Origin of the sequence: Phreatobacter sp. (assembly GCF_027532945.1) — a bacterium.
Lineage (GTDB): Bacteria > Pseudomonadota > Alphaproteobacteria > Rhizobiales > Phreatobacteraceae > Phreatobacter.
This window is the reverse complement of the sequence record NZ_JAPZTZ010000013.1, coordinates 57,718-79,478: the sequence shown is the minus strand read 5'-3', so window position 1 is coordinate 79,478 and position 21,761 is coordinate 57,718. Positions and strand designations below refer to the sequence as shown.

Genomic DNA, 21,761 nt, shown 5'->3' with positions numbered 1-21,761 from the left:
GACGTCGAAGTCGCCCTCTCGCCGCTTGCGGGGAGAGGGAAGGGTGAGGGGCCCTCGCCGCACCATCGACAGCCCTTCAGCGCCGCTACACCCCAATCGCTTGAATCGGAATCAGAACTTCCGCCGGCCCGGCTAAGTCGCTGATCCGACTCACCCTTCGCCGGTGAATCGGAATCTCAACGACAACCCTGGCCCTCAGCCGCCGCCGCGCCGGAGGTCGGCCTCGATGCGCAGGCCGGAGCCGCCGCCGAGCCGGGCGCGATAGACCTGCACGTTCTCCATCACCCGCTGCACGTAGTTACGTGTCTCGGAGAAGGGGATGCGTTCCACCCAGTCGACCGGATCGACACGGGGATCACGCGGATCGCCATATTTCTGGATCCACTCGCGGGCCCGGGCCCGGCCGGCATTGTAGGCGACGAAGGTGAGTATGTAGCTGCCGTTGAACTCGGCCGCGAGCTCGCCCAGATGCGCTGCGCCGAGGCGGGCATTGTAGGCGGGATCGGAGGTCAGCCGGCCCTGGTCGAAGGGCAGGCCGTGGTTGCGTGCCGTCGCCCGCGCCGTCGCCGGCATGAGCTGGAGCAGGCCCCGCGCCCCGGCATGGCTGACGGCCCGGTGGTCGAAGGTCGATTCCTGCCGGGCTATGCCATAGACGACCGCGCGGTCGATCTCCGGGCCGACATGGGTATAGGCGGGGATGCCCATGGTCGGGAACGCCTGCTGGTCGAAGGGCAGGCCGCGATTGTTGGCGAGCTTGCCGAGGGTCAGGACGCCCTTGGCGTCGCCCGCCCGCGCCGCCACCTCGGCAGCCGCGTGGAGGGTCCCCTGGTCGGAGGCGCGCTGGCCGAGATCGGCAAGGATGGCGCGGGCGAGGTCCTTCTCGTCGATGCGGTAGAGCATCTGCAGCGCCCGCGCATAGGCGCCGCTCGACGGCGTCGTGTCCGACGGCCGGCGGATCGGCAGGTCGGACAGGCCAAGCTTCGCCCGGGCGAGCTGGCCGTAATAGTGCGTGGAGTGCCGGGCCGCCTCGGCGTAATGGGTTCGCGCCGCGCCCTGCGAGCCGGCCGCCTCCTGCGCCCGGCCGAGCCAGTACTGCGCCCGCGACTGCGACATGGGTGTCGTTGCCGCCTGCCGCGCAGCCTCGAAATGCCGCACGGCCGTGCCGGGATCGTTGAGGAAGCGCAGCGCCAGCCATCCGGCATGGAACTCGGCGTCCACGCGGCCCGGGCCGGAGCGTACCGCATGGGTCGCCGCCACCTGATAGGCCGTGCGCGCCTCGCCGGCATCGAGCAGCTTGCGCACCATGGCGCGGCGCTCGGTCCACCAGTCCTCAGCCGAGCCGAGTACGGCGGGATCGCGCGGTGCGCCGACCAGAATCTGCGCCGCCTCGCCGGCGCGGTCCTCGCGCCGCAGCCACTGGGCGCGGGCGAAGAGATAGGCGGGGTCGCGGTGCAGCGAGGCCGGCACCTGGGCCAGCAACGCGCCGCCATTGGCCTCCTGCTCGCCGATGGCGAGGAAGGCGCGGGCCAGGGCCGGCTGGCCGCCGCCGAGCCGCTGGGCGGCGCGCAGGGCGGTCGCCCGCTCGCCGGAATGGAGCATGCGGTCGAGCCGCATCTTGTGGTCGCCGGCGGAGATCTGGCCGCCGAACTCCGCCAGCACCCGGTCCTCGACATCGGCGGACAGGTCGTTGCCGTGCCAGGTCTCGCGGATGAGGCGGACGGCGCGGGCCTGGTCTCCGCCGCGCTTCAGCGCGATGGCGAGCGCCACGCGCCCTTTGGCCGAGGTCGGCTGGCGATGGGCGAAGAACTGGCGAACCGTTGCCGCATCGGCATTGTTCTCCAGCAGCGAGCCCTCGGCGCGCATCCGGATGCGCTGGCTCGCCGGAAAGCTCGGATTCGCCTCGATGAACGCCGAGAGCCGGGCGAAGCCGACGGAATCGTTCGAGCGCAGGATCATCCACTCGGCCAGCGCCTTGGCCACGGGATCGCGGATCTGGTCGCGGGCCGCGGTGGCCTGCTCGACCCGGTTCGACCGCGCGGCCGAAGCCACCTGCCTGAGCGCGCCGATCTCGGCCTCGCTCGCCGTGCCGCCGGACGGCCGCCAGACCTGCTGGGCCGGCGAGATCGCGCCGGTGGTCTCCGGCGTCTCGGCACTGGCGACGGTCACCGTGCCGGCCTGATCGGCTGAGGCCTCGCTCTTGGCGCAGGCGCCGACCAGCAGCGACGACAGCGCGACCCCCGCCAGGAAGCCGAGGCGTGGCACGAGGGGGGCGACGGGAACAGGCGGCACGACGCCGAAAACACGAACGGGCATGGGCAAGGTCCGTCCTGATACGCAACGCGGAGCGGCCTCATCCCATGGGACTGTGGCCTTGAAGAGGTGGTTATCAGGCCGTTTTCCTTGACGCTTCCTTGACGGACCGGGGGCGAACCGGCCGGCGTGGTTAAGCAGGCGTTGACGATGCCACGCCGCAGCCGGGCTTGCAGAGCGTTACGCTCCGTGGTACATAGGACAGTATTCCCATAAATGGGTCTGCTGGTCGCAGGCCCTCTGGTCGCTCAGAACACCGCGTGGTCGCCGCGGTCGATGGCGGCGTCGCCTTCGATCAGGCGGGCATAGAAGTCGATCAGGGTTTCGGTTCCGGTGGAGGGGGTGGCCGCGGCGTCGTACCGGCCGGTTGCCGGATCGAGGACGAGCATCGATTCCGTCGCGTAGTAGCGCCCGATGCGGGCGAGTTCGGCCTTGTCGGCGAGGGCGGGGAAGACACGGCCGAGCGTGCCCAGCCCCCACACGATGCCATCGAGCAGACCGACCGGCACCTGCCGGAAGCGCGGTTCGCGGCCGAGCAGGCGGAACAGCGCCTCGCCCTGCTGGCGCGGGGTGATGGCCTCGCCCGGCCCGCCGATGGGGAGGATGCGGTTGTGCCGGCTCGTATTGGTGAGGCAATCGGCGATGAAGCGCGCGAGGTCGCCGTCGCTGATCGGCTTGCAGGCGGTGAGGCGGCCGTCGCCGAAGACCAGGAAGGGCTTGCCGGCACGGACCCGGTCGACCTGGCCCGACAGCGATTTGAAGAAGGCGGTCGGCCTGACGATCGACCAGGTGAGACCGGAGGCGATCAGCTCCGCCTCGAAGGCGAGCTTGGCCTTCTGGAAGGCGAGAAGCGGCTTCTGCACGCAGATGGCGGAGAGAAGCACGACCTGGGTGACGCCGTGCTTCAGCGCCGCCGCGAGGGCCACGGAATTGGCACGGTGATCGATGGCGGCGGCATCAAGCGGCGCCCCGGTGCGCGAGGCGAGGCAGGTGACGAGGGCATCGAAGGTCTCGCCGCGAAAGCCGTCCTGGGCGAGGGATGCGGGGTCGGTCACGTCGCCGAAGCGCAGCGTCGCTCCGTCGAGCAACCGGGCGCTGTCATCGGCGCCAAGGGTGCCGCCGGCCCCCGCGCGCGGCCGGACGAAACAGACGACCTCGTGGCCGTCCGCGATCAGCGTGCGGGCCGTCGCCCGGCCGATCGTCCCGGTGGCGCCGAGCAGCATGACGCGCTTGCGCGTCAGGGGCGGGGAGGGGGCAGAAGCGGTATCGTCCATCGGAGACCGGTCTTGCGGATCGGAGAGGCCTGCGCCCCATCCATCCGTGGCTGTCGCGGGCGAGCCTACGACAGGGCAGACCTGCGGGCCAATCGCCGTTGCCGCCGCGACGGCCGGTTCGTGAGGACCGTCGCGGCCATGGTCCTCGCCCTCCGCCCTTGACGTTGCCGCCGTTGCAAGGCTTTGTGGCCGCCCTTCCGCGCGCGGGGTGAAAGCCCGTGCCATCCGACCGTTCCGGAGTTCTCCGATGACCCACCTGTTCAAGGGATCGCTGCCCGCCCTCGTCACCCCGTTCAAGGACGGCAAGGTCGACGAGAAGGCCTTCCGCGCCCATGTGAACTGGGTGATCGAAGAGGGCTCCCACGGCATCGTTCCCGTCGGCACCACCGGCGAGAGCCCGACGCTGACCCATGACGAGCACAAGCGCGTCGTCGAATGGGCGGTGGAGGAGGCGCGCGGCCGCGTGCCTGTCATGGCAGGTGCCGGCTCGAACAACACCGTCGAGGCGATCGAGTTCTCCAAGCACGCCGAGAAGGTCGGTGCCCAGGGCCTGCTGCACGTCACGCCCTACTACAACAAGCCGAGCCAGGAAGGCCTCTACCAGCACTTCAAGGCTATCGCCGCTTCGACCGCGCTGCCGATCTTCATCTACAACATCCCGCCGCGCTCGGTGGTCGACATGTCGGTGGAGACCATGGCGCGCCTTGCCGAGATCAAGAACATCGTCGGCGTGAAGGATGCGACGGCGAAGATCGACCGCGTCTCCGCCCAGCGCCAGGCCTGCGGCAAGGACTTCATCCAGCTCTCCGGCGAGGATGGCACGGCGCTCGCCCACATGGCCCATGGCGGCCATGGCTGCATCTCGGTGACAGCGAATGTCGCCCCGCGCCTCTGCGCCCAGTTCCAGGAAGCCTGCCTCGCTGGTGACTATGCCAAGGCGCTGGAGATCCAGGACAAGCTGTTCCCGCTGCACCAGGCGCTCTTCGTCGAGCCGAACCCGGCGCCCTCGAAGGCCGCGCTGAACATCCTCGGCCGCATGTCCGACGAGGTCCGCCTGCCCATGGTGCCGGCCTCCGCTGCCACCCGCGCGACGGTGACGGCGGCGCTCGTCCATGCCGGCCTGATGAACTGACGGGGGCCCTCCGCAACCGTCATGGCCCCCAAGAATGAGCCGAAGATCAAGGTCGTCGCCGAGAACCGGCGCGGCCGTTTCGACTACGAGATCCTCGACACGTTCGAGGCCGGCATCCAGCTGACCGGCACCGAGGTCAAGTCGCTGCGCGCTGCCAAGGCGACGATCGCCGAGAGCTATGCCGGGCCGAACGGGGAGGAGTTCTTCCTCTTCAACTGCAACATCCCGGAATATCTCCAGGCCAACCGCTTCAACCATGAGCCGAAACGGCCGCGCCGCCTTCTCCTCCACAAGAAGGAGATCGGCCGCCTGATCGGCGCCGTGCAGCGCGACGGCCTGACCGTCGTGCCGCTGAAGCTTTATTTCAACGAGCAGGGCCGCGCGAAGCTGCAGATCGCGCTCGCCCGCGGCAAGAAGCTCCACGACAAGCGCGACACCGAGAAGAAGCGCGACTGGCAGCGCGACCAGGCGCGGATCTTGAGGGACCGGGGGTAGCGGGCGGGTCGTCCCACCCTTGCTCCCGCGCGCTGCCTCCGCTCAACTCCCCGAGGAGAACCGCCATGGCCTACAAGCTCGATCACGTCGTCATCCATGTCAGCGACTGGGAGCGGTCGAACGCCTTCTACCGCGACGTCCTGGGGGCCGAGGTGGTGCCGCGCGGCGCCGGCTTCGCCTACAAGATCGGCGACATCCGCCTGAACTGCCACGGACCGGGCATCGGCCACGTCAATGCGGTCGCGAAGGTGCCGGTCATGCCCGGCAATTCCGACATTTGCTTCGAATGGGAGGGACCGATCGCCGGCGCCGCCGCCCATCTTGCCGCCCGCGGCGTGCCGGTCGAGCTCGGCCCTGTCGCCACCAACGGCGTGCGTGGGCCGGCGACCTCCGTCTATTTCCGCGATCCCGACGGCTCGCTGCTGGAATTCCTCAGCTATCACGGCCACTGACGCCAAAAACCCCGGCCGCACGGCGACCGGGGTTCGCGGACAGTGCCGGCGGCAGGGCAGAAGGGGGGAATCCCGCCGCCGCCCGACATCGGGTCAGCGGCAGGATCGCGTCAGGCGGAGGCCTTGGCGAAGTTGGCGGCGGCCTTGTCCCAGTTCACCACGTTCCACCAGGTGGTGACGTAGTCCGGGCGACGGTTCTGGTACTTCAGGTAATAGGCGTGCTCCCACACGTCGATGCCCATGACCACGCCCTTGACGCCGTCCATCAGCGGGTTGTCCTGGTTCGGCGTCGAGACGATGGCGAGCTTGCCATCGCGGCCAACCACCAGCCAGCCCCAGCCCGAACCGAAGCGGCCGACGGCGGCCTGGTTGAACTGCTGGCGCATCTTGTCGAGGTCGCCAAACGTGGCGGTGATGGCCTGGGCGAGGGCACCCGAGGGCTGCTTGGCGCCGCCGGGGGTCATGATGTCCCAGAAGTGGGTGTGGTTCCAGTAGCCGCCGAGCGTGTTGCGCACGCCCATGCGCAGGTTCTCCGGCACGTCGGCGAGGCCGCGCAGCACCTTCTCGGTGTTAGCTGGGGTGAGCTCGCGATAGGTCTGCGCGGCGTTGTTGATCGTGGCGAGGAAGGCCGCGTGGTGGCGCGTGTGATGGATCTCCATCGTCATCTTGTCGATGTGCGGCTCCAGCGCGTCATAGGCATAGCCGAGCGGCGGCAGGGTGAAGGGGCCGGGGGCGGCCTGGGCGAAGACCTTGTGGCTGGCCGGGATGGCCATGGTGGCGCCGACGGCGGCGGCCGTGCCGGCGAGCTTGAGAAGATGGCGACGGTTCATGGGACGCTCCCTTGTGGGTCAGACCTGCTGCGTGGCGGTCATTGCGGCAACACCTGGGCCGCCACTGACGGATGCACAGGGGCTATCACGAGGCCGTGATCTCGGCGGGTCGCGCTGCCGTCAGGAGAGGATCGCGCCCCAAGGCAACCACGGTAGCACGGCGTCGCTGGCAATGGCCACGGCGACGATCCCGAAGCCCAGCGAGACCGGCGGCCAGCGGTCCAGCAGCGCCAGGATCAGGCCGGGCAGGACCAGGGTCACGAGGTAGATCGTCGCGAGAATGGCGCCGAGCATGTGGAAGCCGTCGCCCCGCGATGCGGGCGTCATGACGGTCGCGACCATCGCAGCCGCCCAGAACAGCACCCCGAGACCCGCAAGGACGAGGCTGGCGATGCGAAAGGGGCGGCGGAGAGCGGAGGAGGGCGACGGCGACATGGTGGTCTTTCACGGGACGGCCGCGTCCGGCGCGGCTTTCCTCAGTCGCGGCGACCGCGCCGAAGGTTCAGCCGGCCGCGTCTAGATGGCGCCTGACGGTCCCGAAGACCGCGCGGAACATCTCCGGCGTCAGCACGCCCGTGTTCGTGTTGTAGCGCGAGCAATGATAGCTGGAGAAGACCGTGACCGACCCGACCCGGTGCATGCCGCCATGGGTGAACGGGACGCGCGAGGGGCGCTCGCCCAGCGCCCGCACTGCGCTGTCATGGCCGATCTTGCCGAGCGTCACCACGGCGGTCAGCCGCGGCATGGCGGCGATGGTGGCGGCGAGGAAGCCGCGGCAGGTGGCGATCTCCTCCGTCGTCGGCTTGTTCTCCGGCGGCACGCAGCGCACGGCATTGGTGATGCGCGTGTCGATGAGGGTCAGGCCGTCGTCCGGCCGCTCGTCATAGGTGCCGCTGGCGAAGCCGAAGCCGATGAGCGTCTCGTAGAGGAGGTCGCCGGCCCAGTCGCCGGTGAAGGGCCGCCCCGTGCGGTTGGCGCCCTGCAGGCCGGGCGCGAGGCCGACAATGAGCAGCCGCGCGTCGTCGGTGCCGAAGCTCGGCACCGGCGCATTGTGCCAGTCGGGATGGGCTGCCCGCTGCCGGTCGCGAAATACGACGAGGCGCGGGCACGAGGGGCAGTCACGCCCCGGGTCGCACGGCGACATGCCGGATCAGCGGTCGGCGAAGTCGTCGCTGGCGACCGGGGTGGTGGCGGCGATCGGCCGGGCCGGGCGCGGCCGCTCGCGGATGAAGCCCGGCGTGTCGGTCATCGGCGCACGAACCGGGCGCTCGGACGGGTCGCGGCCGATGCGCTGGCCGAGCTGGGCGAGGTCGATGAACTCGTCGGCCTGGCGGCGCAGCTCGTCGGCGATCATCGCCGGCTGCACGGCAACCGTGGAGACCACCGAAACCTTGACGCCACGGCGCTGCAGCGCCTCGACCAGGTAGCGGAAATCGCCGTCGCCGGAGAACAGCACGATATGGTCGACCCGCGCCGCGATCTCCATCGCGTCGACGGCGAGCTCGATGTCCATATTGCCCTTCACCTTCCGCCGGCCGGTGGAATCGGTGAACTCCTTGGCCGTCTTCGTCACGACGGTGAAGCCGTTATAGTCGAGCCAGTCGATCAGCGGGCGGATCGACGAGTACTCCTGATCCTCGACCAGGGCGGTGTAATAGTAGGCGCGCAGCAGATATCCCCGGGCGCGAAATTCACCCAGCAGACGTTTGTAGTCGATATCGAATCCCAGCGTCTTTGCCATGGCGTAAAGGTTGGCACCATCGATGAAAAGCGCGATGCGCTCGTTTCCGTTCGACATGACGTAACGTCCTATTGCAATCCGGTATGTGCCGAAATCAGCTTGAGGGTGATGAATGACTGCGAAGTGTGGCGGTCGGGGCGTCGAAACACACGAGGATGTCGATAGTTTGGAACGATCCTAAGTCCATAGCTCCATCCTATATCAAGACGATTCTTCGGAAACAATCTGCCAAAAAATAATCTGTTGGAACTAAGGATTGCTGCGTGGGTGACCTGTTCCGTCACGGAAAGCCGGGCAAGTCGCGGCATCTGTGGCCCGTCGCAAGAGGCCCGCGTCGCCGGTCTGCTTGCCCTTCTGTCCTGCCGTCTTGTGTTGGCTCCCCTGAATGGGTATACACCCGCTCTTTCCGGACAACCGCCTGCATGCAGGCTTCGTTCCACCCCTGCCGAAGGATGATCGATGGCTCGCGTCACCGTCGAGGATTGCATCGAGAAGGTCGACAACCGCTTCGAGCTGGTGCTCGTCGCCAGCCACCGCGCGCGCATGCTCGCGGCCGGCGCGCCGATCACCATCGACCGTGATCGCGACAAGAACCCGGTCGTGGCCCTGCGCGAGATCGCCGATGCCACCGTCTCCCCCGATGACCTGCGCGAGGACCTGATCCATTCGCTGCAGAAATATGTCGAGGTCGACGAGCCCGAGGCCGACACCGTGCCGATGATCGCCGCTGCCGGCAGCGCCGCCGACGACGTCGATGTCGCCATGGACCGCATGAGCGAGGAAGACCTGCTGCGCGGCCTCGAGGGGCTGAAGCCGCCGGAGGACACCGACGACGACGAGGGCCTCTGAGCCCTCTCGCCTGTCGCGAGACCATCAGGGCGGCCGAAAGGTCGCCCTTTTCGTTTGGGCCATCCCGTCGCGCCGACCGTGCCGCCCGCTCACGCCAGCGTGCGCTGTCCTTGTCTCCCGCGGCCTTGCCGCCCCCGTGCCTGCCGATGCTATCGTGACGGGCTTGCGACACGAATCCCGGAAGGTCCGTCCACCCCACCATGATGCGGCAATATGAGCTGGTGGAGCGCGTCAAGCGCTACAATCCCCGGGCCGACGAGGCCCTGCTCAACCGCGCCTATGTCTATGCCATGCTGGCCCACGGCACGCAGAAGCGCGCCTCGGGCGATCCCTATTTCTCTCATCCGCTCGAAGTCGCGGCGATCCTCACCGACCTGAAGCTCGACGACGCCACCATCGTCGCGGCGCTCCTGCACGACACGATCGAGGATACCGCCGCCACCAAGGACGACATCCGCGAGAAGTTCGGCCCGGCCATCGCCGAACTGGTCGATGGGCTCACCAAGCTAAAGAAGCTCGACCTCGTGTCGAAACAGGCGGTGCAGGCGGAGAACCTGAGGAAGCTCCTCCTCGCCATCACATCCGACGTGCGGGTGCTCCTCGTGAAGCTCGCCGACCGGCTCCACAACATGCGCACGCTGCACTATGTGCCCCCCGCCAAGCGCACCCGCATCGGCCAGGAGACGCTGGACATCTATGCCCCGCTCGCCGGCCGCATGGGCATGCATGACATGCGCGAGGAGCTGGAGGACCTCTCCTTCCGCCAGATCAATCCGGAGGCCTATGAGGCGCTCGACCAGCGCCTGTCGCGCCAGCGCGACGCGGTGGCCCGCGTCGTCGAGGAGATCGAGACCCAGCTCACCCGCAAGCTCGCCGGCGAGGGCATCAGCGCCGAGGTCACCGGCCGGCTGAAGAAGCCCTATTCGATCTACCGCAAGATGGAGCGCAAGGCCGTCTCCTTCGAGCAGCTCTCCGACGTCGTCGCCTTCCGCATCCTCGTCGACACCATCGCCGACTGTTACCGCGCGGTCGGCATCATCCACACGACCTGGCCCGCCGTGCCGCAGCGCTTCAAGGACTATATCTCGACGCCGAAGGGCAACGACTACCGCTCGCTCCACACCACCGTCATCGGCCCGGAGAGCCAGCGCGTCGAGATGCAGATCCGCACCCGTCAGATGCACGAGGTGAACGAATACGGCATTGCCGCCCATGCCCTCTACAAGGATGGCGACGCCGACGCCGCCCATGCCTTGGAGAGCCGCGCCTATGCCTGGCTGCGGCGCACCGTCGATATGCTCGCCCATGGCGACAATCCGGAAGAGTTCCTCGAACATACCAAGCTCGAGCTCTTCTCCGACCAGGTCTATTGCTTCACCCCGAAGGGCCGGCTCATCGCCCTGCCGCGCAAGGCCAATTGCATCGACTTCGCCTATGCGGTGCATACCGACATCGGCAACCAGTGCTCGCGCGCCCGCATCAACGGTGTCGAGCGCCCGCTCGTCACCGAGCTGCAGAACGGCGACGAGGTGGAGATCATCACCGATGCGGCGGCGACCCCGTCGCCCGCCTGGGAGAGCATCGTGGTGACGGGCCGGGCCCGTTCCGCCATCCGCCGGGCGACGCGCGCCGCCACCCGCAACCAGTATCTCGAGCTCGGCCGCCGCATCGTCCAGCAGCTCTTCGCAAGAGCCGGCAAGCCCTTCTCCGACGAGACGGTGAAACAGGGCCTCAAGCGCCTCGCGCGCTCCTCCATCGACGACGTGTTCTGGGCGGTGGGCCGCGACGAGATCCCCGCCGACGACGTGCTGAAAGCGGTGCATCCGGACTTCAAGAGCGAGGTGCCGCTGGGGCCGAAGCCGACCGCCGAATGGTTCGGGGTGGGCAAGGACACCTCGCTGAAGTTCCAGGTGCCGGAAACGGAGGGTGCCATCCCCATCCGCGGCATCAATTCCGACCTGCCGGTGACCATCTCGCGCGAGGGCGGCGCCGTGCCCGGCGACCGCATCGTCGGCATCCTCACGCCGGGGGAGGGGATCACCATCTATCCGATCCAGTCGCCGGCGCTCGCCGCCTTCGACAACGAGCCGGAGCGCTGGCTCGACGTGCGCTGGGACATCGACGAGGCGCTCCGCACCCGCTACCCCGCCCGCATCGCGGTGAAGTCACGCAACGCGCCGGGTTCGCTCGCCGCGGTGACGCAGGTCATCGCCGACAATGACGGCAACATCGACAACCTGCGGATGCAGCGCTCGGCCGCGGATTACACGAACGTGGTCATCGACCTGGAGGTCTGGGACCTCAAGCACCTCAACGCGATCATCGCGGGGATCCGGGACCTGCCGATCTCGGCCGAGGCCGGGCGGGTGTTTGAGTAGCATCTGCTGCTTTTGACCTTAGTCTCTGGGGATGGTCGGTATATCGGGCGGACCTTGATCACCTAAGTTTCTTCACAGGCATTAGGTGCATGTGTTGCAAAATGCTCGCAAATGTTGAAGTCTGTCATCCACTTAGGAGTGGGTATGATGGCGCGACTCCATACGACCAAAATGGAAGCGGAAGTTGGTGATTTGCTGTTGGACCGAGAGAATCCGCGGACCGGCACAGTGGCAAGTCAATCTGAAGCACTCGAAGCAATTGTACGACTGAACTTCCACCATTTCCGAAACATGATGCTCAGCATCAAAGCCAATGACCTAGATCCTGGTGACAGCTTCTATGTGATTGAAAATGAGGAAGAAAGCGACAGCTTTGTTGTTGTTGATGGGAATAGGCGGCTTGCTGCACTCAAGGTTTTATACAATCCAGCACTGCTAGACGGAACACGCCTTATCGACAGCACAAAGAAGCGCCTCAAAGAGGCGGCAGTTGGATTTTCCCCCGTACAGCCCCTGAGTTGCGTTCTGTTCGAAAGTCGCGCTGACGCCAACGAATGGATTGAGCGTCGGCATGGTAAAAATTTGGAGGGTGAAGGTCGAATTTCGTGGGGTTCCCTTGAGAGTGACAGATTTCAGAAAGATAGAACTGTTCTTGATGTAATTAGTTTTGTCGAGAGAAATTCTCTATTCGAAGAATCCGAATGGGTTCGAATAAGAAAAAGTGTCGAGAAAAACCCAACCACGCTCCGGCGTTTTCTTGTCTCGAAGGCGGGGAAGCAGCATATCGGATTTGTTGAGGACCATGGTGGAAATGGTCCAGCGTTCCGCCGTGACCCGAAATTCGTCTTATCAGTACTTAGTAAGATATTCAGTGACATCGATGCTGGTGATGTGAATTCACGTAGTTATAATAAAGCGTCAGAGATTGCAGAGTATTTTTCGTTGCTGCCGACTGAACTGTCGGTAGAAGGGCAGAGCGAAACGACAGCGAGCTTGTTTGCGCAAACGAGTATAAAAGATGGAGCTATCCGTCCGCGTCTCGCCCCTCAGTCTGTCAGTCCTACGCAGGTCAAAACCAAAAAAGTCACCCCCCTCCGCCAGACCCTTGCGCCGAATAGGCATACGTTCGCGGAGCCGGCAAATGAAAAAGGCAAACAACTCCTCAGGGAGGCTAGTAAACTCAAACTCCGAGAGACGCCGCTTGGATGTGCTTTTCTGTTTCGCGCTTGGCTGGAGTTCACCGTGGAAACGGAGATGAGGCAGAGCGGCTTATCCGATAAAGACGCCTCGGGTGAAACATTAGACCTAAAGGGCCGATTCGGTGTAGTCTTCCAGCACTTGATTGCTGCAAAGGGACGTTTGACAAAGCCTGGCGACCTCACGCCCATCAAGATGATTTTGACAACGAAGGGTGGGGCAATGTCATTTGGTGCGTTGAACGGTTATGTACATAGTCATTTTCAAAAACCGTCACCAGATGATATCAGGAATGCGTGGGATAGCGCGATCCCGCTCTTCGTCGCCGTTTATGGAGTCCATAAATAATGACTCCTAGAATGCCATCCCCTTCCGGCCACTTTTCCCCTTTGCGCTATCCGGGAGGTAAGGGAAAGCTTGCGCGTTTTGTGGCCGACGTAATTAAATCTAACCGTCTTTGTGACGGCGCCTACGTGGAGCCATATGCTGGCGGTGCGGCGGTCGCAATGGAGCTTCTTCTCACCGGGGTTGTCCGTCGAGTTGCGATCAATGATCTCAATCTTGCCATCTACGCGTTCTGGAACGCTGTTCTGAATGATGCAGATGGGCTGATAAGTCTTATCCGGGACACACCAGTAAACATGGAGACGCGAGACCGCGCGAAGAAAATCTTTGCAACTGCCCAGGAAGTCAGCCTTGAACTTGGGTTTGCAACGTTTTTCCTGAACCGCACTAACCGATCGGGTATCCTCAACGGGGGAGCGATCGGTGGTGCGAAACAAGCAGGCGTGTGGAAAATTGATGCTCGGTATAACAAGGATGCGCTGATCGATCGAATACTCAATATTAATCGAATGCGTAGATTCATTGCACTGAGCAACATCGACGCGATCGATTTTATGCAGCAGGCGGCGCCTAAATGGCCTAGAAAAACGCTAGTTTATCTTGATCCACCATATTACGAGAAGGGGCGCGATCTTTATTACAATTTCTACAAACATGAGGATCACGCCAACGTAGCTTGCGCAGCACGTGATCTTGGCAATGTGTGCTGGATTGTATCGTACGATGATGTTGCGCCAATACATGGGCTCTACGGTAATACAAATTGCTTGCGTTATTCAATTGGGTACAGTGCGCGGGAGAAGTTAAGGGGCGTGGAGGCGATGTTCTTCAGTCCTGGGCTTGCCATCCCCGAGGTGTCTGGTTCTATGATTGAGCTGGATTGCAGCGCCGAGGCAGTTAGGCCGGGAGCTCTAGCAACTGGCTCATAGGCGAGCATGCTTGGATATCTTGGCTCCTCCTGAGGCCGGCCTTCCGCATTGGGCGTGCGTGATCGCGGCAATTGACTCCTCCCCCCAATCGTCGTCTCTCCCCGTCGAACCACGACGGACAAACAGCCCATGACCCCTGACGACGTGCTCGCCGAGTTCCGCGCCGCCGGCGCCCTGCTGGAGGGCCATTTCATCCTCTCCTCGGGGCGGCGCAGCCCGGTCTTCCTGCAGAAGATGTTCGTCTTCATGGACCCCGAGCGCACGGCGAAGCTCTGCGCCGCGCTGGCCGTGAAGGTGAAGGAGCGCTTCGGCCGCATCGACTATGTCGTCTCGCCCGCCGTCGGCGGCATCGTGCCGGGCTACGAGACCGCCCGCCAGCTCGGCGCCAAGGCCATCTTCGTCGAGCGCGAGAACGGCGAGTTCAAGCTGCGCCGCGGCTTCGAGATCCCGCCCGGCGCGCGCGTCCTCGTCGTCGAGGACATCGTCACCACGGGCCTGTCCACCCGCGAATGCCTCGCCGCCATTGCCGGCCATCCCGGCGAGACGGTCGGCGCCGCCGTTCTCGTCGACCGCTCCGACGGCAAGGCCGATGTCGGCGTGCCGCTGGTCTCGCTGCTCTCCTGGTACGTGCCGGACTATGCCCCCGACGCCCTGCCGCCGGAACTCGCCGCGCTGCCCGCCGTGAAGCCCGGCTCGCGCGGCATTCAGGGCGCGCAGAATCCGGGTGCCAAGGCATGAGCGCGCCCGCGCCCGCCGACGAGCTCTCGCCCGGCCGCACGCGCTCGCTGGTCGGGCTCTTCGTCGTACTCCTCGGCCTCGTCATCATGGTGCCCAATGCCTTGCCGGTCTGGGTCTACTGGCAGGCGAGCCGCGAGGAGGCCGTCATCGCCCGCTGGACGGGCTCGAACGTCGTCTCCTCCTCGCGCGACACGGTGGGCGTGCCGACCTTCGTCTATGAGCGCCGCATCGGCCCGATGGTGCAGGAATGCCGCGTGCCGCTGGTCCAATATCGCCACGCGCCGAACGGCAAGCCGGTGCATGAGAGCCTGCGCATCGTCCCCGGCACCCGCTGCGAGGACATGGTGGTGCTCGACGACCCGCCGCGCGAGCGCGTGCCGCTGATCCTGCTCGGCCTCGCCATTGCCGGCGTCGGCATCTGGCTGACGCTGCTCGCCCGCAAGAAAGGGCAGGCGGCGTGATCATCGGTATCGGCTCCGACCTCTGCGACATCCGCCGCATCGAGAAGAGCCTCGAGCGCCATGCCGAGCGCTTCACCCACCGTCTCTTCACCGATGTGGAGCGGGCGAAGGCGGAGGGGAGGGCCCACCGCGCTGCCACCTATGCCAAGCGTTTCGCCGCCAAGGAGGCCTGCGCCAAGGCGCTCGGCACCGGCATCCGCCGCGGCGTTTTCTGGAAGGATATGGGGGTGGTCAACCTCCCCTCCGGCGCGCCGACCATGGCGCTGACCGGCGGCGCCGCCGAGCGTCTCGCGGCCATCACGCCGGCCGGCCACCGCGCCGTCATCCACCTCACCATCACCGACGACCACCCCTGGGCGCAGGCCTTCATCGTCATCGAGGCGCTGCCGCTCGCCTGAGGTGCCGCGGCTGAACACCTGTTCACGGCGGTGCCACGGTGCCGCCTTTTTGCATTCAGATGCCGTTCAAGGCGGAACCTCTACACCTGTCCCCACGTTCTTGAGACATCCGCAGTCGAGGCGCATCGCGCCACGAGATCCTCAGAACCGAAAGGGGCAGTCCCATGATTTCCCGCAAAGTGAAGGCCGCCATTGCTGCCGGCATCGTCGCCCTCGGCACCGCCGCCGCTGTTGCGCCCGCCGAGGCGCAGTACTATCGCCGCCATTATCACCGCGACAATGGCGCGGCCATCGGCGCCGGCATCGCGCTGGGCATCATCGGCCTTGGCGCCGCGGCGATCGCTGCCGACCAGCGCCGCCAGGCCTATGAGAACAGCTACTACGCGCCGCGCTACGGCGCCTATGGCTATGGCGGCGGCTACTACGCGCCGCGCCAGCGCTATTACGAGGAGCCGGCCTATGTCTACGAGCGCCCGCCGGTGCGCTATCGCCGTGGCCCGGCGGTGGACGAGCGCTATCCGCACACGTTCCGCGACTATCGCTGATCGGCGCTGAGCCGATGAACGCGGCGGCCCCCTCGCGGGGGCCGTTGGCGTTTCACCCCGCCAGCGACAGAACCAGCGGGATCGTCACCACGGCAATCAGCGTCTGCACGGTGAGGATCTCCGCCATGAGCGGCGCGTCGCCGCCCATCTGGCGGGCGAGGATGTAGGAGCCGGACGCCGTCGGCATGGCGGCGGAGAGGATCGCGACCTTCAGCGTCACGCCATCGACGCCGAGCGCCATGGCGATGGCCGCGACCATGGCCGGCATGAGCGCGAGCTTCAGCCCCGTGGTGATCCAGGTGATGGCGCGCGGCCGCATCGCCGCCTTCACGTCGAGACCCGCGCCGACCAGCAGGAGGCCGGTGCCGAGCGCCGCCGCGCCGAGGATATCCCCGAAGCGCATGGCGATCATCGGCAGCTTCAGGCCGGACAGGTTGATGACGATGCCGATCACCGAGGACCAGATGAAGGGATTGGAGATCAGCGCCTTCAGCGTCGGCCCGAGGACGATTGGCTTCCCTTGAGCGTGACGCTGCAGCATCACCACCGCCAGCACATTGAGCAGCGGGATCATCGCCGCCACCGAAATGGCGGTGAGCGTCAGGCCAAGCTGGCCATAGAGCGAGCCCGCCGTGGCGATGGCGACGAAGGAATTCCACCGCGTCGCGCCCTGGAACACCGAGGTGAAGGCCGGCCCGTCCATGCCGAGCGAGCCGGCAAGCACCGGGCGCAGCACGAGGAGGATCACCGTCATGGCGAGGATGGCGGCGATCAGCGACAGGCCCATGGCCACCACCGGCACCGTGCCGAGATCGGCCTTGGCCAGGGTCATGATGATCATGGCCGGGAAGAAGACGTAGTAGGTGGCGCGCTCGAGCCCGCGCCAGCCGGCCTCGTCGGTCAGCGGCATGACCTTGAGATAGGCGCCGAGCACGATGAGCAGGAAGACCGGGGCGAGGCTGGAAATGAGCAGGGACATGGCGGGCGTCTTCGATCACGCCGGCGCCGGTCGCGCAACCACGCGCCGCGCATGAGGGGGTGCGCGAAAGGGGGAGGGGCGGTGCTGGCCCCCGCTCACTTCTCCAGGAAGTCGAAGTCGCAGCCCTTGTCGGCCTGGGTCACGTGGTCGAGGTAGAGCTTGCGGTAGCCGCGCTGGCGCTGGCGCATGTGCTTCGGCTTCTTCCACGACTTGCGTCGCTCCGCGAGTTCGGCCTCGCTCACCAGCAGGTCCACCCGCCGGTTCGGCACGTCGAGGCTGATGCGGTCACCGGACCGCACCAGCGCCAGCGGCGAGCCCTCCGCCGCCTCCGGTGTCACATGCAGCACGATGGTGCCATAAGCCGTTCCCGACATGCGCGCATCGGAGATGCGGATCATGTCCGTCACGCCCTGCTGCGCCAGCTTCTTCGGGATCGGCAGCAGCCCCGCCTCTGGCATGCCCGGATGGCCCTTCGGCCCGGCATTGCGCATGACGAGGATGTCGTCGGCGGTGACGTCGAGATCGGGATCGTCGATGCGGTTGGTCATGTCCTCGACATCCTCGAAGACGACGGCGCGCCCCGTATGCACCATCAGCTTCGGCGTCGCCGCCGCCGCCTTGATCACCGCCCCGCCGGGAGCGAGCGAGCCGCGCAGCACCGCATGGGCGCCGGTCTTCTTCAGGGGCTGCCCGAGCGAGCGGATGATGGTCTGGCCCGGCACCTCCTCGGCGCGGTCGGCCCAGTCGCCGAGCCGCTCGCCGGTGACGGTCGGCGCGTCGAGGTCGAGATGATCCTTGAGCTCCTTCAGGAGCCGCGGCACGCCGCCCGACCAGTGGAAATGCTCCATGTAGTTGGAGCCGGCGGGCTTGAGGTCGAGCAGCACCGGCACCTCGCGGCCGATCCGGTCGAGCTCGTCGAGGTCCCAGCTAAGGCCAAGGCGGCCGGCGACGGCGGCCAGATGCACCACCGCATTGGTCGAGCCGCCGATGGCCTGCAGCACCACCATGGCGTTGCGCAGCGAGGCCTGGGTCATCACGTCCCTGGGCTTGCGGCCTGACGCGGCGAGCTTCACCGCCTCGCGGCCGGACGCCTCCGCCGCGCGGATGCGGTCGGCATGGGTCGCGGGGATCGTGCCGGTATGCGGCAGGGCCATGCCGAGGGCTTCGACGAGGCAGCCCATGGTCGAGGCCGTGCCCATCACCATGCAGGTGCCGACGGTCGGCGCGAGACGCTGCGACACCGCCTCGATCTCCGCCTCGTCGATCTTGCCGGCGCGGTGCATGGCCCAGAGGCGGCGGCAATCGGTGCAGGCGCCGAGCACCTCGCCCTTGTAATGGCCGACCAGCATCGGGCCGGTGATGAGCTGGATCGCCGGCACATCGGCCGAGGCCGCGCCCATGAGCTGGGCCGGCACGGTCTTGTCGCAGCCGCCGATCAGCACCACCGCGTCCATCGGCTGGGCGCGCACCATCTCCTCTGTGTCCATGGCCATGAGGTTGCGCAGGAACATCGAGGTGGGGTTGGAGAAGCTCTCGTGGATCGAGACGGTGGGGAAGGCGAAGGGCAGGCCGCCCGACAGCATGACGCCACGCTTCACCGCCTCGACCAGGGCGCGGACATTGCCGTGGCAGGGATTGTAGTCCGACGAGGTGTCGGTGATTCCGATGATCGGCCGGTCCAGCGCGTCGTCGGAGAAGCCGGCGGCCTTGATGAAGGCCTTGCGCAGGAACAGCGAGAATCCCGCATCGCCATAGGCGGTGAGCCCCTTGCGCATGCCGCGGGCGGCCTTCGGGCGCTGCGTCGTGGTCTTGTTCGTCGTAGCCTTGGATGTCGGGCTTTTCGCCATGGTCGTTCACTCCCTGGCGCGCACCAAAGCACGCGGCAGGGAGAATCGGGAGGCCGCTCTGCGAAGGTCAGTCGCGCGATGGCGGGGAGGGGGCGTCCTCCAGCGCGCGTGCGACCGTCTCCGGCGCGTGGTCGATCACGCGCAGCAGGGCTGTTGCGATCCGATCCGGCCGCCGCCGCTTTTGCTCCCAGTCGCGGACGGTTGCTGGCGACAGGCCAAACCGGCGGGCGAAACGATCCTGGGACAGGTTCAGCCGCTTGCGGATGGCGGCCACGTCGATCTCCTCGATCGGGATCTCGCGCGCCGGCGCCATCTCGCCGCGCGCAATGGCTTCCGCCTCGCGGGCGCTCTGGATCAGCGTCTCTCCAAACCGTCCCATCAGTCTCTCCCTCGCCGGCTTCGCCAGTTCGCGGCGATCCGCGGCAACAGCGCTGCCAGCGCATTCCGTTCGGCCCGGGTGAGGTTGGCTTTCTCCCCCTTGCCATAGACCGTCAGCAGGAAGACCGGCACATCCACCCCGCCGAAATAGTGGACGGTGCGATAGCCGCCGCTCTTGCCCGCTCCGCGCCCGGCAAAGCGCAGCTTGCGAGCTCCGCCCGTTCCCGGGATCAGGTCGCCCGCCATGGGCTCCGCGGCGATGACGGAGGCGATGTGCAGCACCTCGTCGTCGGTCAGCCCTGCGCGCCGCGCCTCACTTTCGAAGGTCGGGGTCAGCAGCACCGTCTGCATAGACGCATTATACGGCAGGGCCGTATATCAATCAAGGTGGACCGGCGCGCCCCTTGCCCCGCTTCCCCGTCTTTGCCATCCCTGTCTTATGTTCTGTTTTGCCTATGGCACCAACATGAGCCTGCCGGACATGGCGCTGCGCGCGCCGGGCGCTTACGCCGCCGGCCTCGGCCGGCTGGACCGCCAACGCCTCGTCGTGACGGCCGCCGGCTATCTGGCGGTCAAGGCTGCGCCCGCCGGCGCCGTGCATGGCGTCGTCTGGCGCCTCACGCCCCGCGACCTCGCCCGGCTCGATGCCTATGAGGGCCTCGGACCCGGCCGCTATCGCCGCCGGCTCATGCCGATCCGCATGACGGGTGGCGCCCGACGCTGCTTCGTCTACCATGGGGCCGGGATGCGCGAGGGGGCGCGTCTCCATCGCCGTCCTTACCTGGAGGCCGTTCTCGGCCCGGCAATGACCTGGAACCTGCCCGCGTCCGCACAGGCCGGGCTTCGCCGTCTCGCGCGGCGTGGATGTCGAGGGTGACCCCGCATGAGCCTTCTCGCCCATCTCCTGTCGCGCTTCGTCCGCAACGGCCGGCTGACGGTGATCCACCACGACGGCACCACCGAGAGCTTCGGCTCAGGGCTGGACGGGCCGCTGGTCACCGTGAAGCTCCATGACGAGAAGGTTCAGCGCCAGCTCTTCTTCAATCCAGAGCTCGCCTCGGCCGAAGCCTATATGGACGGCCGGCTGACCATCGAGGAGGGCGGCCGGGTCCTCGACCTGCTGACGCTGTTCTCGGTCAACCGCGCCGGCCTTGGCTCGCACCCCGTCCAGCAGGCCCTGCGCAAGGTCTGGCGGGCGCTGAAGCGGCGGCAGCAGTCGAACAAGGTCGGCGAGGCTGCGGCCAATGTCTCCAGCCACTACGACCACCCGAGAGCCTTCTACGAGCTCTGGCTCGACGAGACGATGAGCTATTCCTGCGCCTACTTCGCGCGGCCGGACATGGCCCTGAAGGATGCGCAGATCGCGAAGATGCGCCATATCGCAGCGAAGCTGCAGATCGAGCCGGGCATGACGGTCGCCGAGATCGGCTCGGGCTGGGGCGGGCTTGCGACCTATCTCGCCGCCGTCTGCGGGGCCAAGGTCACCGCCATCAACGTCTGGCCCGACCAGCTCGCCGCCTCGAAGGAGCGTGTGGCGTCCGCCGGCGTCGCCGACCGCGTCACCTTCTTCGAGAAGGACTATCGCGAGCTCACCGGCACCTTCGACCGGGTCGTCTCGGTCGGCATGATGGAACATGTCGGCGTCGCCCATTTCGACGACTATTTCGCGACCGTGAAGCGTCTCTGCGGCCCCGGCGGCTATGCCATGATCCACGCCATCGGCCGCATGTCGCCGCCCGGCACCACCGCGCCCTTCATCCGCAAATACATCTTCCCCGGCGGCTATGTGCCGGCGCTTTCCGAGGTCTTCGCCTCCACCGAGCGCTGCGGCCTCTGGGTGGACGATTGCGAGGTGCTGCGCCTCCACTACTACTGGACGATCAAGGCCTGGCGGGAGAATTTCGAGGCCGTGCGCGACCGGGTCGTCGCCATGCAGGGCGAGCGCTTCGCCCGCATGTGGGAGTTCTATCTCGCGGCGGTGGAGCTCGGCTTCCGCGACGGCTCCAACATGGTCTACCAGCTCCTGCTCTCCGAGAAGCGCGATGCCGTGCCGGTAACGCGCGACTTCATCACGGCAGCCGAAGAGGGCCTGAAGGCGCGGGAGGGCGTGCTGCCGTGGTAGCCGAAGCATTTTCAAGCGACGTGGGTACCGGTTCGCGTGAAGACAATGCGAGGCAATGAGATGCCGCTCCACCTGAAATTTGCAGGCATCGTCCAGGGCGTCGGCTATCGCCAGTGGTTCCGCCGGCAGGCGCTGGCCCGCGGGCTGTCGGGCTGGGTGCGCAACCGCGCCGACGAGACGGTCGAGGCGGTGGTGGAGGGCGACGCCGTGGCGGTCGAGGACCTCGTCAGGGTGGCGATGGCAGGTCCCCTGGGCGCCAAGGTCGACCGTATCGACCGGCGTCCGGCGACGGCGGAGGAGGCGGCGGGCGTGACGGCTGGTGAGGTGGAGATTCGGCCGACGATGTGAGGGGCAGGGCTCC

The 21,761-nt window shown here is 66.6% G+C and carries 24 protein-coding genes; 14 read left to right on the top strand and 10 right to left on the bottom strand.

Annotated features, from left to right (window positions below):
* Positions 1 to 195 precede the first annotated feature (195 nt).
* The gene (locus tag O9344_RS10065; protein WP_298476044.1) at positions 196 to 2,313 is read right to left on the bottom strand and encodes a lytic transglycosylase domain-containing protein; all 2,118 of its coding nucleotides are present in this window, start codon (positions 2,311 to 2,313) and stop codon (positions 196 to 198) included.
* Positions 2,314 to 2,558: 245 nt separating this feature from the next.
* Positions 2,559 to 3,530: an NAD(P)H-binding protein gene (locus tag O9344_RS10060; protein ID WP_298476333.1), complete on the bottom strand. Its 972-nt coding sequence runs from the start codon at positions 3,528 to 3,530 to the stop codon at positions 2,559 to 2,561.
* 301 nt (positions 3,531 to 3,831) lie between these two features.
* Between O9344_RS10060 and dapA the strand changes: the two genes are divergently transcribed.
* The 3 genes from dapA (at position 3,832) to O9344_RS10045 (ending at position 5,663) form a co-directional block, all read left to right on the top strand.
* Positions 3,832 to 4,716: a 4-hydroxy-tetrahydrodipicolinate synthase gene (dapA, locus tag O9344_RS10055; protein ID WP_298476041.1), complete on the top strand. Its 885-nt coding sequence runs from the start codon at positions 3,832 to 3,834 to the stop codon at positions 4,714 to 4,716.
* 21 nt (positions 4,717 to 4,737) lie between these two features.
* Entirely contained in the window at positions 4,738 to 5,211 is a 474-nt protein-coding gene (smpB, locus tag O9344_RS10050) for an SsrA-binding protein SmpB (RefSeq protein WP_108174221.1), read from the top strand.
* 65 nt (positions 5,212 to 5,276) lie between these two features.
* Positions 5,277 to 5,663, top strand: a complete 387-nt coding sequence (locus tag O9344_RS10045; RefSeq protein WP_298476036.1) for a VOC family protein — start codon at positions 5,277 to 5,279, stop codon at positions 5,661 to 5,663.
* A 110-nt stretch (positions 5,664 to 5,773) separates the two neighbouring features.
* Here O9344_RS10045 and O9344_RS10040 read toward each other — a convergent pair whose 3' ends face one another.
* From O9344_RS10040 to O9344_RS10025, 4 genes are all read right to left on the bottom strand, one after another.
* A complete protein-coding gene (locus O9344_RS10040) occupies positions 5,774 to 6,493 on the bottom strand; it encodes a superoxide dismutase (protein WP_298476034.1) in 720 nt (239 codons plus the stop codon).
* 120 nt (positions 6,494 to 6,613) lie between these two features.
* On the bottom strand, positions 6,614 to 6,928 hold the full coding sequence (locus O9344_RS10035; RefSeq protein ID WP_298476031.1) for a hypothetical protein: 315 nt from the start codon (positions 6,926 to 6,928) through the stop codon (positions 6,614 to 6,616).
* A gap of 67 nt (positions 6,929 to 6,995) precedes the next feature.
* Entirely contained in the window at positions 6,996 to 7,637 is a 642-nt protein-coding gene (locus O9344_RS10030) for a uracil-DNA glycosylase (protein WP_298476029.1), read from the bottom strand.
* A gap of 6 nt (positions 7,638 to 7,643) precedes the next feature.
* On the bottom strand, positions 7,644 to 8,291 hold the full coding sequence (locus O9344_RS10025) for an NYN domain-containing protein (RefSeq protein ID WP_298476027.1): 648 nt from the start codon (positions 8,289 to 8,291) through the stop codon (positions 7,644 to 7,646).
* Between the two features lie 402 nt (positions 8,292 to 8,693).
* On the opposite strand from O9344_RS10025, the gene rpoZ reads away from it, so the two are divergent.
* The 8 genes from rpoZ to O9344_RS09985 all read left to right on the top strand — a co-directional run bounded on the left by rpoZ (position 8,694) and on the right by O9344_RS09985 (position 16,074).
* Positions 8,694 to 9,083, top strand: a complete 390-nt coding sequence (rpoZ, locus tag O9344_RS10020; protein ID WP_298476024.1) for a DNA-directed RNA polymerase subunit omega — start codon at positions 8,694 to 8,696, stop codon at positions 9,081 to 9,083.
* Between the two features lie 200 nt (positions 9,084 to 9,283).
* The gene (locus O9344_RS10015) at positions 9,284 to 11,461 is read left to right on the top strand and encodes a bifunctional (p)ppGpp synthetase/guanosine-3',5'-bis(diphosphate) 3'-pyrophosphohydrolase (RefSeq protein WP_298476020.1); all 2,178 of its coding nucleotides are present in this window, start codon (positions 9,284 to 9,286) and stop codon (positions 11,459 to 11,461) included.
* A 144-nt stretch (positions 11,462 to 11,605) separates the two neighbouring features.
* Complete coding sequence (locus O9344_RS10010) at positions 11,606 to 13,006, top strand: hypothetical protein (protein WP_298476017.1); 1,401 nt, start codon at positions 11,606 to 11,608, stop codon at positions 13,004 to 13,006.
* Positions 13,007 to 13,017: 11 nt separating this feature from the next.
* Positions 13,018 to 13,932, top strand: a complete 915-nt coding sequence (locus O9344_RS10005) for a DNA adenine methylase (protein ID WP_298476014.1) — start codon at positions 13,018 to 13,020, stop codon at positions 13,930 to 13,932.
* Positions 13,933 to 14,061: 129 nt separating this feature from the next.
* Entirely contained in the window at positions 14,062 to 14,670 is a 609-nt protein-coding gene (pyrE, locus tag O9344_RS10000) for an orotate phosphoribosyltransferase (RefSeq protein ID WP_298476011.1), read from the top strand.
* Positions 14,667 to 15,131, top strand: coding sequence for a hypothetical protein (locus tag O9344_RS09995; protein WP_298476008.1), 465 nt, complete (start codon positions 14,667 to 14,669; stop codon positions 15,129 to 15,131). Before pyrE ends, O9344_RS09995 begins: the two co-directional genes overlap by 4 nt.
* Complete coding sequence (acpS, locus tag O9344_RS09990) at positions 15,128 to 15,529, top strand: holo-ACP synthase (protein WP_298476005.1); 402 nt, start codon at positions 15,128 to 15,130, stop codon at positions 15,527 to 15,529. The genes O9344_RS09995 and acpS overlap by 4 nt, the downstream gene beginning before the upstream one ends.
* Before the next feature lie 164 nt (positions 15,530 to 15,693).
* Positions 15,694 to 16,074 carry a hypothetical protein gene (locus tag O9344_RS09985; protein ID WP_298476002.1) on the top strand — a complete coding sequence of 127 codons (381 nt, stop codon included), beginning with the start codon at positions 15,694 to 15,696 and terminating at the stop codon, positions 16,072 to 16,074.
* A 52-nt stretch (positions 16,075 to 16,126) separates the two neighbouring features.
* Here the strand turns inward: O9344_RS09985 and O9344_RS09980 are convergent, their stop codons facing one another.
* From O9344_RS09980 to O9344_RS09965, 4 genes are all read right to left on the bottom strand, one after another.
* Positions 16,127 to 17,053, bottom strand: a complete 927-nt coding sequence (locus O9344_RS09980) for an AEC family transporter (RefSeq protein WP_298476000.1) — start codon at positions 17,051 to 17,053, stop codon at positions 16,127 to 16,129.
* Positions 17,054 to 17,148: 95 nt separating this feature from the next.
* Positions 17,149 to 18,828, bottom strand: a complete 1,680-nt coding sequence (locus tag O9344_RS09975; protein WP_298476329.1) for an IlvD/Edd family dehydratase — start codon at positions 18,826 to 18,828, stop codon at positions 17,149 to 17,151.
* Positions 18,829 to 18,967: 139 nt separating this feature from the next.
* Complete coding sequence (locus O9344_RS09970; RefSeq protein WP_298475997.1) at positions 18,968 to 19,279, bottom strand: helix-turn-helix domain-containing protein; 312 nt, start codon at positions 19,277 to 19,279, stop codon at positions 18,968 to 18,970.
* The gene (locus O9344_RS09965) at positions 19,279 to 19,629 is read right to left on the bottom strand and encodes a type II toxin-antitoxin system RelE/ParE family toxin (protein ID WP_298475994.1); all 351 of its coding nucleotides are present in this window, start codon (positions 19,627 to 19,629) and stop codon (positions 19,279 to 19,281) included. The genes O9344_RS09970 and O9344_RS09965 overlap by 1 nt, the downstream gene beginning before the upstream one ends.
* Here O9344_RS09965 and O9344_RS09960 point away from each other — a divergent pair.
* From O9344_RS09960 to O9344_RS09950, 3 genes are read left to right on the top strand one after another with little or no spacing between them, the layout of a single operon-like run.
* The gene (locus O9344_RS09960; RefSeq protein ID WP_363321932.1) at positions 19,523 to 20,155 is read left to right on the top strand and encodes a gamma-glutamylcyclotransferase family protein; all 633 of its coding nucleotides are present in this window, start codon (positions 19,523 to 19,525) and stop codon (positions 20,153 to 20,155) included. The two genes, O9344_RS09965 and O9344_RS09960, sit on opposite strands and share 107 nt — an antisense overlap.
* 6 nt (positions 20,156 to 20,161) lie before the next feature.
* Entirely contained in the window at positions 20,162 to 21,400 is a 1,239-nt protein-coding gene (locus O9344_RS09955) for a cyclopropane-fatty-acyl-phospholipid synthase family protein (RefSeq protein WP_298475986.1), read from the top strand.
* Between the two features lie 60 nt (positions 21,401 to 21,460).
* Positions 21,461 to 21,748 carry an acylphosphatase gene (locus tag O9344_RS09950; protein WP_298475983.1) on the top strand — a complete coding sequence of 96 codons (288 nt, stop codon included), beginning with the start codon at positions 21,461 to 21,463 and terminating at the stop codon, positions 21,746 to 21,748.
* The last annotated feature ends 13 nt before the right edge of the window (positions 21,749 to 21,761 follow it).